A 13,574-nucleotide genomic window follows, 5' to 3' on the forward strand; every position below is an offset into this window, starting at 1 on the left:
CGTGCAATGATCGCGCGGGAAAGCGGAACTGCACGGTTGTTTGCGCTGCGGTTTCATCGTATGCGAAACCCATGGTGGATGGCCTCCAACCCCGGCGCTTTGGAGCAGGGCAACAGTCTGTAAAACCTGCGCATTCGAGCCGCAGGCTGTTCATGGCGTTCGAGTTCGCAACGGCCAGCCAATGGCGTTCGATCGTATTCCTGACGTTGACCTGTCTGGTGCTGTTCCTGCCGGGCTTCTTCACCATCCCGCCGATCGATCGCGACGAGGTGCGCTTTGCCCAGGCGACCAAGCAGATGGTCGAGAGCGGCGATTTCGTCGACATCCGTTTCCAGGACGACGTCCGCTACAAGAAGCCGGTCGGCATCTACTGGATGCAGGCGGCGGCGTTGAAGACGATCACCGCGCTGGGGGTGCCGCGCGCCCAGGTCCGAATCTGGGTCTACCGCCTGCCGTCCTTGATCGGCGCCATTGGCGCCGTTTTGCTGACCTATTGGACCGCGCTTGCCTTCGTGACACGACAGGGGGCGGTGCTGGCCGCCTTGATGATGGCGAGCTGCGTGCTGCTCGGGGCCGAGGCGCGACTCGCCAAGACCGACGCGATGCTGCTCTTGACGGTGACGGCGGCGATGGGCGCGATGGCGCGCGTCTATCTGTCCTGGCAGCGCGGTGAGGATCCGGCCCATCCCTCATGGGCACCGCCTGCGATCTTCTGGACCGCGCTCGCGGTCGGCATCCTGCTCAAGGGGCCGCTGATCCTGATGTTCGTCGGCCTTGCGATGGCCGGGCTTGCTGTCCTCGATCGATCGGCGGCGTGGTTCTGGCGCATGCGCCCGGTGTGGGGCCTGATGTGGACCCTGGTGCTGGTGCTGCCGTGGTTCGTGCTGATCTTCCTGCGTGCCGGCGAGACCTTCTTTGCCGACTCGGTCGGCGGCGACATGCTGAGCAAGCTTGGCGCGCAGGAATCCCACGGCGCGCCGCCCGGGCTTTATCTCCTGTTGTTCTGGATCACGTTCTGGCCCGGTGCACCGCTCGCCGGCATGGCGGCGCCGGCGATCTGGCGCGCGCGGCGCGAGCCGGGCGCCCAGTTCCTGCTGGCCTGGCTGGTCCCGTCCTGGATCGTGTTCGAGGCGGTGCTGACCAAGCTGCCGCACTATGTGCTGCCGCTCTATCCGGCGATCGCGATCCTCACCGTGGGCGCGCTGGAGCGGCGGGTGCTGTCGCGCTCCTGGCTGATCCGTGGCGCAGCCTGGTGGTTCGCGATCCCCGCGTTCGGTGCCGTGCTGGTGATCGTCGGCGCGATCAAGGCGATCCATCAGCCGGTGTTTCCGGCCTGGCCGTTGTTCGCGGTGGCGATGGTGTTCGGCCTGATCGCGTGGTGGATGTTCGAGGACAGCCGTGCCGAGCGCTCGCTGCTCAACGCGGTGATCGCCGCGGCGCTGATGGCAGGCGCAACCTATGGCGTGGTGCTGCCGCGGCTCACCACCGTGTTTCCGAGCCAGGAGGTCGCACGCGCATTGCGCAACGTGACCTGCGTCGGCCCGAAGGCGGCGGCCGCCGGTTTCCATGAACCGAGCCTCGTCTTCATGACCGATACCTCGACGCTGCTCACCGACGGCTCGGGCGCCGCGGATTTCCTCGGGCAAGGCTCCTGCCGCTTCGCGCTGATCGAACAGCGCTCGGAGCGCGCTTTCGTGCAGCGCGCCGAGGCGATCGGCCTGCGCTACAACGCGCCGGTGCGCATCGAGGGCTACAACATCTCGCAGGGCAAGGCGGTCTCGATCGCGATCTTCCGTTCCGAAGGGACGGAGTGACATGTCGGCGCAGCCAGCCAACCCGGAATCCGCCAACTATTTCGGACGATTGCTGACGCTGGTCTGGCTGTCTCTTGCACAGCTCGTGCGCGCGCCGTCGCACTCGCGACGGGCCGAGGCGGCGCGGCGTTCGGCGCGCCACGTGCTGTTGCTCGTCGTCCTCGTCGGCGCCGTGATCATCACGCTGATGTATGCGGTCGATGTCGCCGAAATCAGCCTGATGCCGCCACGCGGCACGCCGGGGCTCTGGTGGGTAAAGGTGCTCACCGATTTCGGCAAGGACGAGTATGTGCTGAGCGCGCTCGGTCTGCTGCTGATCATTGTCGCGTTGGCGGCGCCTGCGCTGCGCGGCGTGCCGCGCGCCACTTTGCTTGGCCTGGGGACGCGGCTGCAATACTTGTTCCTGTCGGTCGCGCTCTCGGTGGCGGTGGGAGAGGTGCTCAAGTGGATCGTCGGCCGCGGGCGACCGTTTGTCGGCGGCAAGGCCAACGCGTTCAACTTCCAGCATTTCGCCGGCACCGAAGCCTATTCGAGCTTTCCCTCGGGCCATTCGATCACGGCGTTCGCGCTGGCTTTTGCCGTCTCGGCGGTGTGGCCGCGCGCGCGGGTCGCGATGCTGGTCTATGCGCTGATCATCATCGCGACACGGCTCGTACTGCTGGCGCATCATCCGAGCGACGTGGTGGCCGGCGCGCTGGTCGGCGTCATCGGCGCCATAGCCGTGCGCTACTGGTTCGCCGCCCGCCGCCTTGGTTTCGCCATCAGTCGCGATGGCACCGTTTTGGCCTTGCCGGGACCATCGGAAGGGCGCCTCAAAGGGGTTGCGAGGAGCGCCTTCGCCCCATAAAAGCGGTCGCCCGGCGGCCGGATCGGGCGGGTTCCAGCCGCGAGCCCTTCATCAACCACGAGTGCCGAATTGCCTGTTTCCGACCAGATGCCGGTCGCCGTCTCCATCGTCGTGCCGGTGCGCAACGAGGCGGACAATATCGCGCCGCTGATCGCCGAGATCGCGGCCGCGCTCGACGGCCGTTGGGCCTACGAGATTATCTACGTCAATGACGGTTCGACGGACGCGACCGGCGAGCGGCTCGGCGCGATCATGGCGCAGCGGCCCAATCTCCGGCAGCTCCGCCATGCGGTCTCTTCGGGCCAGTCGGCCGCCGTGCGCAGCGGCGTGCGTGCCGCGCGTGGGGCGATCGTGGCGACGCTCGACGGAGACGGCCAGAACGATCCGGCCTTCCTGCCCAAGCTGATCGCGGCGATCGAAAGCGGCAACGGCCGCGTTGGTCTCGCCGCGGGCCAGCGCGTCGGCCGCAAGGACACCGGCTTCAAGAAGCTGCAATCGCGCATCGCCAACGCTGTGCGCAGCGCCATCCTGCGCGACGGCACCCGCGACACCGGCTGCGGCCTGAAGGCGTTTCCGCGCGACGTGTTCCTGGCGATGCCTTACTTCGACGGGCTGCATCGCTTCCTTCCGGCGCTGGTCCGCCGCGAGGGATTGGCGATTGCCTATGTCGATGTCGTCGACCGCCCGCGCCATTCCGGCGTCTCGAACTACGGATTTTTCGACCGGCTCTGGATCGGGATCATGGATCTCGCCGGTGTGTGGTGGCTGATCCGCCGCAAGAAGCCGACGCCGGCCGTCACTGAAGTGACCAATGTCTCCGACGTGACGCGCCGCACCGAGGTGAAGTGATGCTGATTCAGTTTGGCCAGGCGCTGAGCGCCTATTTCTACGACACGTTCGTCGCCAAGTTCGATTTCTGGCTGGCGTTCGGCCTCGTGGCGCAACTGCTGTTCACCGCGCGCTTCCTGGTGCAGTGGATCTCCAGCGAGCGCGCCGGCCAGAGCGTGGTGCCGATGGCGTTCTGGTTCTTTTCGATGGGCGGCGGCCTGATGACGCTGATCTATGGGCTAGCCAAGCGCGAACCGGTCATCATCATCGGGCAGGGCCTAGCGACGCTGATCTATGTCCGCAACATCATGCTGATCCTGAAGAACCGCGGGCGTGCCTCGAAGACGCTCGAGAACTGATCGTCGTGATCACCCCCAGCCCCTTCATCAATTGCGGCCGAATCTGAACGGCGGTCAAACAATCGCCCCAAGGCGTATGGCATCTACCGCTTGCCGTGGGCGTGGCGGCATCCCGAGTCCCTGCGCCAACGGATGAGGGGCGTTGATGAACGGCCGTGGCGAAGCGACGAAAGCGGGTGGTCAAGCATCGAGCGCCCGCGATGTCCTGCCGTTTGACGCGCCGCCGCTGAGCGGCGACGGCGAGTTGCCGGACCGTCGCACGATCAGTCTCCGCTGGATGGCGGGGACGGTCCTAATCGGAGCCGCCGCCGTCGCGCTGCTCGGCGGCGCGCTTCGCGGGACGTTTGGCTATCACGCACGATTCGCGGTCTCGCCGATCGTTTCGGTTCCGCGCTTCGCGGCAGAGGTGGTCGACGAGGCACGGCGCGGCGACCGGCTGGATCGGAAGCCGGGCGCGCAAGGCAATCGCTCCGCATTCAGGATCGAGCAGCTGAGCGACGCCGGCTCGGTCCGTTCGTTCACCCGCGTGTCCGCGCGGCTCGCGGAGATCAATCCCGAACCGCAGCAGGAACGCGGTCGCGATGTGCCGGCAGACGGCAAGGATCAGCAGCGCGCAAGCTCGCCAGATGCTGCGCTGTCGGACTTGCCACTCATCATCCGGACAGCTTCGTCACGCCGCGGGCTGCCGGGCGGCGCCAGCGCCTACGCAGCCGATGAAGACGTGCCGCCGCATCCGACAGCTCCGATCGGTGACGCGGTCAACGTCACCAACCTGCCGAAATCTGCCGCGTCGCCTCGCCACTATCGGCATGTCATCATCGCGCGAGCCGGCGACACGCTGTCGGCCATTCTGCGGGCATTGACCGCTGCGACGGAGGACGCGCCGGCGGTGCTTGCCGCTTTCCCGTCGGCCGGCTCTCAAGCGGCACTGTCCGGCGGCGAGAGGATCACGATCGTTGAACAGAGCGGCGAGGGCAGCTTGCCACGCAGCCATGTCGCGAAAGTGTCGATCGAACGGGCGGATTCCACTGTATTCGCTGTCGGTCGTACCGATGGCGGCCAATACCAGGTCATTGTGCCCGAGCAGCCGGACGCCTCCTCGCGGAGCGAGAGTTTGCTGCGCCAGTCGATCGACACGCATGCCGTCCCCGGCGAAACGCTGCGCGACGGCCTCGCCGCGCTGGCGCGCTCCAACCACGTCGACGAAGGAATCGTTGCCGAACTGATGCGGCTTTGTGCCCGCGATTTCGACCTCGACGCGCCGCTCGGCGATGCCGACGCGGCCAAGATCATCTATGCGCCAAACGATCTCGGCCAGCCGGAGCTGGTCTTCATCGACCTGACGGCAGGCGGGCAGACGCGGCGGTACTACCGCTTCACGGCGCCGGATGACGGCAGCTCCGACTTTTATGATGAGGACGGCCAGTCCATCACCAAATTCCTGCTGCGCAAGCCGGTGGTCAGCGGGCGCCTCGGCGACGGGTTCGGCTGGCGGATTCATCCGATCCTTGGCGACCGCCGTTTCCATGAGGGCGTCGATTATGCGGCACCCTACGGTTCGCCGATCGCGGCCGCGGGCGCCGGCGTCGTCGAGACTGAGGGGTACGAACGCGGCTACGGCAAATTCATCCGAATACGCCACGATCGCGGTTATGAGACGACCTATGCCCACATCGCTAGCGTTCCGTCGGGCCTGAAGATCGGAGACCGCGTGCGTCAGGGCGAGACGATTGCCTATGTCGGATCGACCGGGCTGTCGACCGGACCGCATCTGTATTACGAGGTGCGGATCAACGGTCGCAACGTCGATCCGCTGCGCATGAAGCTGTCAGGCGGCCGACTGCTGCAAGGCGATCTCCTTGGGGCTTTCGATCGCCAGCGTGACAGCATCGACCAGCTTGCCGCTGTCTCCGCTTCGCCGCCACGGCATCCCGGCTCCGAGCACCGGCCGCCGACCTGACCTCGAAGACGCCTCGATCAGAGCCGCCCGGGTGCCGGAAGTTCGGCCGCGTCCGCCGCATTCTCGCGATCGGTTGCGGTCTCGCCGGCGGCATCGAGCACGGGGTAGGCGACCGAGCAGATATGCGAGTGGATGCGGCGAAGGTCGCGCAGCACGTCGAGATGCAGCGAGGTGGTCTCGATGGTCTCCGGCCGGCCTTCGCGCAGGCGTTCCAGATGACGCTCGACGGCGGCCAGTTCGGCCGCGCGCAGCGCCGCCTTCTCGATCAGCAGCTTGCGTGCCTCGTTGGCGTCGCCGGACATGAAGACGCCGAACGCCATCCGCAGCGAATCGATTGTGCGCTTGTGGAACGCCGACAATTCGTCGGCGCCTTCGGCAGAGAACTGCAGGCGATGCTTGATCTTCTTGGTCGCGAGTTCGCTCAGATTCTTGTCGAGGATGTCGCCGATATGCTCGAGATTGATCGCGAACGCGATGATCTCCATGGCGCGCTGCCCCTCGCGCTCGTCGAGGCTGCCGCGGGTGAGCTTGGTGACGTAAAGCTTGATCGCCTCGTTCAGGCGGTCGACGGTGTTGTCCATCTTCGACACCTGGTCGACCAAAGCGCGATCGTTGGTCATCATCGCCGCCATCACCTTGCGCAGCATCGCCTCGGTGTAGTCGCCCATATGCAGCACTTCGCGCGCGGCATCGGCCAGCGCGAGCGAGGGCGTCTCCAGCGCGCCTTCGTCGAGGTAGCGCGGCCGTGACGGATCGGTCGCCTGCGCCCGCTTGGGCAGCAGCCGCTCGAGCAGCCGCGCCATCTGGTCGAGCACGCCGATGAACAGCAGCGCGGTCGCGACGTTGAAGGCGATGTGGAACAGCGCGGTCGCCTTGGCGAGATCGGGCTGCCAGGTGTAGATGGCTTCCGTGATCGGCCGCAGGAACGGCGCCACCAGCAGGATTCCGACGACGCGGTTGACGAGGTTGCCGACCGGCAGCCGGTAGCTTGCCGGATTGTCGCGCCGCGCGCCTTCCAGCAATGGATTGACGGCGCTGCCGAGGTTGGCGCCGAGCACGAGCGCGAACGCGGCATAGGGCGAGATGAACTGGGAATAGGCCAGCGACATCACCAGCAGCACGCTGGCGACGCTGGAATGCACCAGCCAGGTGACGACCGCGCCGATCAGGATACAGAGCACAGGATCACCGGTGATCGCGTTCAGGAACACGCGCACGCCCGGCGCATTCTCGGCCGGCGCCATCGTGTCGAGCAGGATGTGCAGCGCGAGCAGCATCAGGCCAAGCCCGATCGAGACCCGGCCGAGATCCTTGATCCGGGAGCGCGGCCCGCTGCGGAACGCGACGAGGCCGACAATGAACAGCACCGGCGCCACGGCCGCCACGTTGAACGACAGCACCTGCACGATCAGCGTGGTGCCGATATTGGCGCCGAGCATGATCGCGAGCGCCGGCACCAAGCTGACGATCTCCTCGGCGGCGAAGGAACTGGTGATCAGCGCGGTCGCCGTCGAGCTCTGGAGCAGGGCGGTGAGACCGAGGCCGGCGCCAAGGGCGGTAAACCGGTTCTTCAGCGCCCGCGCCAGCAACAGCCGCAAATCGGGCCCGAAGGCCCGCAGAATTCCGCTGTGGACCATGTGCAGGCCCCACAGCAGCAGCGCGACGCCCCCCATCAGATCAAGCAGGACAAGGCTTCCCATACGTCTTGGATTTCCCGGCAAATGCGAGTCGAAGGGGCCACGCTATCGCCAAATGACCTGGGATCAACCCTTTTTGTTCCTGTTGGAATCGGTCGGAAACGACTGGCGGCGGGGCCAACGGGGGGCGGGCCTGGTAAATGAACCTCGAAAATGTCCGCTCAATTGCGATTGGTTCCGCTAGGCAGTTTCCAATCTTTCCCCGCTATCACGGTAGCAACGAGAGAGCTGTCCAGCCAGCAAGCTGCCCAGAAAGGCGTGGGGATCATCAGAATGTTTGTGAATCGCCGCAAGAGCGAACGCCGCGAGTGCCGGAGCGTCGCCAAAATTCAATTGGGCACGGGGTCGTTGCCGCGTGACTGCATGATCACCGACATCTCGGCGGGTGGCGTCAAGGTGATCGCCGAATATCTGGAGATTCCGCCGGAATTCACCATCATCCTGTCGTCCGGCAGCCCGCGTCAGTGCCGTCTGGCCTGGCGGATCGGGCACGAATTCGGCGCCCAGTTCGTCGACTGAATCAGCCGCCAGGCTGGTTGGCCGCCCGGCATCCGGTACCGCTTCTGGGCCGGATGACGGCGAGATGATGGCATCCTTAACCGGAACTTAGGGTTAAGCTGTGAGCATCCCGGAACATTCGCTGTTCCGAGTCTCGTTGATGTCTGAAAAACTTTGCCGACCCTTAGGCCGCGTGCGCCAGCTCGCGGGCTCGGTATCTGCCATGGTCCTGCTGATCGGGCTTGCCGCCTGTCAGACCTCGGGCCCGTCAGACATCACCGGGTCATTGGGCGATACGGCGGAGGCCACGCCGTCCCCGGCCGATCCGCGGCGCGACATCGCGACTTACCACGAGCGGGTCCGCTCCAATCCGAAAGACACCGACGCCGCCCTGAAATACGCCCGGGCGCTGCGCGCCACCGGCCAGCGGGCACAGGCCGTCGCCGTCATGGAGCAGGCGGTGCTGGCGCAGCCCAGCAACAAGGCGCTGCTCGCAGGTTACGGGCGGGCGCTCGCCGACAACGGCAATTTCCAGCAGGCATTCGACGTGCTCGGGCGCGCCCACGCCCCGGAGGATCCGGACTGGCGCATCCTGTCGGCACAGGGCGCCGTGCTCGATCAGCTCGATCGCCACGACGAGGCACGCCAGTATTATGCGAGCGCGCTGAAGATCGTGCCCGACGATCCGTCCGTGCTGTCCAATCTCGGCCTGTCCTATCTGCTGTCGAAGGACCTGCCGAAGGCCGAGGAGACGCTGCGCCGCGCGCGGGAGCGTGCTCCCGATGACATGCGGGTGCGAACCAATCTTGCCGTCGTGGTCGGCCTGCAGGGCCGCCAGGCCGATGCTGAAGCCATCATGAAGGCCGACCTGCCGCCGGAGCAGGGCTCGGCCAACGTTGCCGCGCTGAAGCGGCTGTTGGCGCGCAGGGACGCGAGCCGGACCGATACCGACAAGATCCCGGTCGCGGCCAGCCGTCGCGACTGAAGCGTTTCCTGGCGAGGTTCTGGCGGGCTAACCGGCGGCGCGGCGCCCGCTGCTGCGGCGCGACTGCAGCTTCTTGAGGATCGGCGACAGGAACGATTCCCGCGCCTCGGCGAGGTCAGGGCGGCCGGTGAGGCGCTGGGCGATCTGCAGGAAGGTTCTCGTGGTGCGGTGGCGCGGGGAGACTTCCGCGATCATCTGGCCATTGTTGGCGGCTTCGCCGAACAGCCTGCAATCGAACGGGATGGTCGCAATCGGCTGACTGTCGATTGTCTTGGCGAAATCCTTGATCTCGATCTCGGGGCGCTTCGACATGCCGACCTGGTTCAGGCAGTAGAGCGGCGGCCGGTCGTTCGGACGCGCGGTCTTCAGCAGGTTCATCATGTTCTTGGTGTTGCGCATGTTGGCAAGGTCGGGTTCGGCGACGATCAGGATGTCGTCGGCGCCCACCAGCACGCGCTTGGTCCAGGCGGTCCATTGATGCGGGACGTCGAGCACGATGCAGGACGTGGTCATGCGCATGGTGTCGAAGATGGCGTCGAATGCTTCGGCGCCGAAATCGTAGACCTGGTCGAGGGTGGCCGGCGCCGCCAGCAGGCTGAGATGGTCGCCGCATTTTGCGAGCAGGCGGTCCATGAAGGCGCTGTCCGGACGTTCGGGCGAGAACACCGCGTTGGCGATGCCCTGTGTCGGATCCTGGTTGTAGTCGAGCCCGGCGGTACCGAAGGCGAGGTCGAGGTCGATCACGACCGAATCCAGGCCGAGGTCGCGCGCGATGGTCCAGGCAACATTGTGGGCAATGGTCGAGGCGCCGACGCCGCCCTTGGCGCCCGCGACCGCGATCAGGCGGCCGACCGAGACCGCTTCCGAGGACGAGAACAGGCTGCAGATCGAGCGCACGACATCGAGCACCTTGACCGGCCCGATGACGTAGTCGTTGACGCCGCGCCGCACCAATTCGCGATATGGCGCAGCCTCGCCGGGCGCGCCGAGCACGACGACGCGGGTGCCGGGATCGCACACCGTGGCGAGCTCGTCGAGGCCGGCGAGGAAATCGCTGTCGGGCTCGGTCTCCAGCATGATGACGTTGGGCGTCGGTGCCTTGTGATAGGTGTCGATCGCCGCGGCGATGCCGCCCATGTGGACAGAGAGGTGAGCCTTGGCGAGCCGGCGGTCCTCGGCGGCGGCGCGCGCGGTCGCGGCGGTCGCAACGCTGGCGCAGAAGGCCTGCACCGAAATCCGCGGCGCCGGCGCAATGTGGTCGTTGGCGTGGTGCGGCTCGTGTTGTGGTTCGGTCATTTCCCGGCGTCGCTCAACTTGGCTTTATCGGCTTCAGGATAGATGGTCGCGGTCGACTCGCCCTTGCTGTATTTCTGGAACGCGACCGAGCGGCGCGGCGTGTAGGCGGCGGTTTCGGTCCGCGGCTGCTCGAGATCGGACGGATTGGCGACCATCGCGGCAAGGTTGCGCTGCGTGGCGCAGCCGAAATTTTCGTACTGCTTGTTCTCGTTGTAGTTCGGATTGTAGATCGAGGGAGCAAGATCGCTCGGCCACACGCCGCAGGGACCGGCGACCGCGGCCATCTTCGGGTAGCTGAGGCGAATGGTCGGAAGCGCGCGCGGGTCGTCGACGTGATAGGCGCGCCTGGTGATGGCGTGGGCGGGCACCCCCATCGACGCCAGCACGCCGCGGATCTCCTGGTAAACCGCCTGCGCCGAGCGCGCGTTCGAGGTGTCGGCCGGCACGTCGACCGCGATCGCGCCGGTGCCTTCACGGCGCCAGGTGCGGGCCAGTCCCATGACGTCGTCGCGCTGGGTTTCGGTGAGGTTGCCGCGGGTCCGGCTCACGAACACGACGATCGACTGTTCGCCCTCGGTGATTGCGATCGGATGCCGCTGCCGGTAGTCGTCCGGCACGGTGCCGGTTACGACATTGTCGCCGGTCAGGTTGCAGCCGCCGAGCGCGATGGCGCTGACGACGAGGGCGCCGCACAGCGACAGCGCTCTGATGTGACCGGCTTGCGTGTTGCGTGTCATCATAGGATCCCCCAACCCCTTCAGGCCCGCGCCTCAGTCGATGATGAAGCCGAAATTGACCGGCGTGGCGCCGATCGGCTCGGCACGGGCGGCAACGCCGTAGATGCGATTGACGCGCGCCAGCAGCGCCGACTGTGCGTCGGAGGCCGGAGCAAATCCGTCGTCCGGACGGGACAATTCCTTCTGCGCGACCGCGCGCACCACATAGGGCGTCACGATAACCATGAGCTCGGTCTCGTTGTTGACGAAGTCCTGGCTCCTGAACAGCTGGCCGAGCACCGGGATCTGATCGACGCCCGGCATTCCGTTGATGGCCTGCTTGGTCTGCTCCTGGATCAACCCGGCCATCGCGACCGAGCCGCCGGAGGGCACTTCCAGCGTGGTGTCGGCGCGGCGGGTCTTGATCGAGGGAATGGTCGTGCCGTTCTGGCCGCCGGTCAGGGCGTTTTCCATCGAGACTTCGGAAACCTCGGTCATGACCTTCAGGCTGATGCGTCCCTCGGACAGCACCACCGGGGTGAAATTGAGCGAGATGCCGAACTTCTTGAAGCTGACGGTCTGCACGCAATTGCCGATCGTGCCCGACGTCGTCGTCTGGCAGGTGACGCCGGTCGGGATCGGAAACTCGCCGCCCGAAACAAAGGTCGCCGACTCGCCGGAGATCGCGGTGAGGTTGGGCTCGGCCAGCGTCTTGACCACGCCCGCGCTTTCCATCGCGCGCAGTGTCGCGGTGACGGTCGGCACGCCGAGTTTGTTGAGAGCAGCGCCGGTCAGCAAGTTGCTGGTGAGCGGCCCGTTGTTGGCGGTGAAGGGGTTGGCGTTGTTGAAGACCACCGCGGCAGTGCCATAGTTCATGTTGGCGCTGAGATCGACGCCGAGCTGCTTGATGACGTCCCGGCGGACTTCGGCGACGGTGACTTTCAGCATCACCTGGTCGCGGCCGCGCACAACAATGGAGTTGACGACCTTGTCGGCGCTGCCGACCAGCTTCGCGGCGATGTCGCCGGCCTGCTGGGCTTCGACCGGGCTTGCCACCGTGCCGGTCAGAACGACGCTTTCGCCGACGCCCTCGATCTGGACGCCCGGCAGCATCTGCTTCAGCGCGGCGCGCATGCCGTTGAGGTCACGCTTGATCGCGATGTCGTAGGAGGCGACCTGGTTGCCGTCGGCATCGAAGAACACCACGTTGGTCTGGCCGACCGCCGCGCCGATGATATAGGCGCGCTGCGCCGAGCGGATCACCGCGTTGGCGATCTTGGGATCGGCGACCAGGACGTCCTTGGCCTCGCGGGGCAGGTCGACCACCACAGACTTGCCGACCCCGAGCGAAACGAACCGCGTCTTGGCGGCAATGCTGCTTGTCACCGCGACATCCGCGTTCTTGTCCGGATCGGTTGCGCTGGCGAGGGCAGGGATCAGCATCAGGGCGGTGACCGCCGAGAATGACAGCGAGCGGACCAATGTGGTCCGTGTCGCCAGTTGTTTTGCAGCCGTGGTCATAGCGAAGCCCCCATCACTTCTGTGTCGTCTGCGAGCTCGGGATGCCGAAACGCACCACCTTGATGCTCTCGCCCCGCTTCGGGGCCTGGTCTCTGGTCTCGTCGGTCTTCTCGTTGACGTCGGCGATGCTGCGCAGCGCCAGTGCCAGCGTGCCGCTCTGTCGGGCACGCGCCAGCGTCTCGGCCTGCTCGGGCTTGAGTTCGAGGGTCACGGTCTTGCCGACGAGGGAGTTGTTGCCGTCCTTCTCTTTCGGCGCCTGGTCGATCGCCAGTACGCGGACGTTGGACAGCAGGATCTCGGTCGTGATGATGTCGCGGCTACCCTGGACCTGATCGGGGCTCTTGTCGCGTCGCGACAGGATCACATCGACGCGGTCGTTCGGCAGGATGAAGCCGCCGGCGCCGGTCTCCGGCGAGATTTCCGTGGAGATCGCGCGCATGCCGGAGGGCAGGATCGCGGCCATGAAGCCGCTGCCATTGGCCTTGACCAGCTTCTGCTCGCGGATCGGCTCGCCGATGATGAAGGGTGTGCGCGCAATCGAGCCGATCACGTCGTTCATGGCGTCGGGATTGGTGTCATGGCGGATGAACGCGGCGCTCGCGGTCTCAGCCGGCCAGCGTTGCCATTGCAGGTCTTCGGCCTTGACCGACTGGCCAAGGCCGATGTCGGACTTCGCCACCAGCACTTCGACGGTCGGCAATTGCACCACTGGCGGCGCGACCAGCGCCGGTTTTTTATCGCCAACGCTCGCGAGATACATGGCCGCGAGGCCTGCGACGCCGGCGATGCCGAGGACCACGATGCGTGCCGTCTTCATGCGATTGTCTGAATGCCCTTAACGTCGGGCAGTCACGTTCCTTGCGGCACTGACAGCCCTTCCCGGAGCATCACTACGGCCGCAAAAGTATAAGGGAACTTGATGGAAGGTCCGGACAATTAAGGGATTGGTGGGGATGGTGAACGGCGAGTTATCGGAGCCGGTCGCATCTCCGCAGAATCCCGGACATCGCACGTGCTCCCGCGCGTGCGACCTTGGTCGCAACGCGGGGCACG

At 66.0% G+C, this 13,574-nt stretch carries 12 protein-coding genes; 7 read left to right on the forward strand and 5 right to left on the reverse strand.

Going from position 1 to position 13,574, the window contains the following annotated elements:
* Positions 1-71 precede the first annotated feature (71 nt).
* From ACVIW0_RS18545 to ACVIW0_RS18565, 5 genes are all read left to right on the forward strand, one after another.
* Complete coding sequence (locus ACVIW0_RS18545; RefSeq protein WP_461353621.1) at positions 72-1,814, forward strand: ArnT family glycosyltransferase; 1,743 nt, start codon at positions 72-74, stop codon at positions 1,812-1,814.
* Between the two features lies 1 nt (position 1,815).
* Positions 1,816-2,661, forward strand: a complete 846-nt coding sequence (locus ACVIW0_RS18550) for a phosphatase PAP2 family protein (RefSeq protein ID WP_461353622.1) — start codon at positions 1,816-1,818, stop codon at positions 2,659-2,661.
* 87 nt (positions 2,662-2,748) lie between these two features.
* On the forward strand, positions 2,749-3,510 hold the full coding sequence (locus ACVIW0_RS18555) for a glycosyltransferase family 2 protein (RefSeq protein ID WP_461357364.1): 762 nt from the start codon (positions 2,749-2,751) through the stop codon (positions 3,508-3,510).
* A complete protein-coding gene (locus ACVIW0_RS18560; protein ID WP_461353623.1) occupies positions 3,510-3,848 on the forward strand; it encodes a lipid-A-disaccharide synthase N-terminal domain-containing protein in 339 nt (112 codons plus the stop codon). Before ACVIW0_RS18555 ends, ACVIW0_RS18560 begins: the two co-directional genes overlap by 1 nt.
* Positions 3,849-3,993: 145 nt before the next feature.
* Complete coding sequence (locus ACVIW0_RS18565; protein ID WP_461353624.1) at positions 3,994-5,808, forward strand: peptidoglycan DD-metalloendopeptidase family protein; 1,815 nt, start codon at positions 3,994-3,996, stop codon at positions 5,806-5,808.
* Between the two features lie 17 nt (positions 5,809-5,825).
* On the opposite strand, the gene ACVIW0_RS18570 is transcribed toward ACVIW0_RS18565, so the two are convergent.
* Positions 5,826-7,508, reverse strand: coding sequence for a Na/Pi cotransporter family protein (locus ACVIW0_RS18570; protein ID WP_461353625.1), 1,683 nt, complete (start codon positions 7,506-7,508; stop codon positions 5,826-5,828).
* A gap of 270 nt (positions 7,509-7,778) precedes the next feature.
* Between ACVIW0_RS18570 and ACVIW0_RS18575 the strand changes: the two genes are divergently transcribed.
* Together ACVIW0_RS18575 and ACVIW0_RS18580 are read left to right on the forward strand one after the other, a co-directional pair.
* A complete protein-coding gene (locus ACVIW0_RS18575; RefSeq protein WP_021079298.1) occupies positions 7,779-8,024 on the forward strand; it encodes a PilZ domain-containing protein in 246 nt (81 codons plus the stop codon).
* A 202-nt stretch (positions 8,025-8,226) separates the two neighbouring features.
* The gene (locus ACVIW0_RS18580) at positions 8,227-8,988 is read left to right on the forward strand and encodes a tetratricopeptide repeat protein (RefSeq protein WP_461353626.1); all 762 of its coding nucleotides are present in this window, start codon (positions 8,227-8,229) and stop codon (positions 8,986-8,988) included.
* 27 nt (positions 8,989-9,015) lie between these two features.
* On the opposite strand, the gene ACVIW0_RS18585 is transcribed toward ACVIW0_RS18580, so the two are convergent.
* From ACVIW0_RS18585 to cpaB, 4 genes are read right to left on the reverse strand one after another with little or no spacing between them, the layout of a single operon-like run.
* Positions 9,016-10,284, reverse strand: coding sequence for an AAA family ATPase (locus tag ACVIW0_RS18585; protein WP_461353627.1), 1,269 nt, complete (start codon positions 10,282-10,284; stop codon positions 9,016-9,018).
* Entirely contained in the window at positions 10,281-11,021 is a 741-nt protein-coding gene (locus tag ACVIW0_RS18590; protein ID WP_461353628.1) for a CpaD family pilus assembly protein, read from the reverse strand. The genes ACVIW0_RS18585 and ACVIW0_RS18590 overlap by 4 nt, the downstream gene beginning before the upstream one ends.
* A 33-nt stretch (positions 11,022-11,054) precedes the next feature.
* Positions 11,055-12,521 carry a type II and III secretion system protein family protein gene (locus tag ACVIW0_RS18595; protein WP_461353629.1) on the reverse strand — a complete coding sequence of 489 codons (1,467 nt, stop codon included), beginning with the start codon at positions 12,519-12,521 and terminating at the stop codon, positions 11,055-11,057.
* Between the two features lie 13 nt (positions 12,522-12,534).
* Positions 12,535-13,338 (reverse strand): Flp pilus assembly protein CpaB, encoded by an 804-nt coding sequence (gene cpaB, locus ACVIW0_RS18600; RefSeq protein ID WP_461353630.1) that lies wholly within the window; start codon positions 13,336-13,338, stop codon positions 12,535-12,537.
* Positions 13,339-13,574 lie beyond the last annotated feature (236 nt).

It is taken from the genome of Bradyrhizobium sp. USDA 4454, from assembly GCF_054822705.1.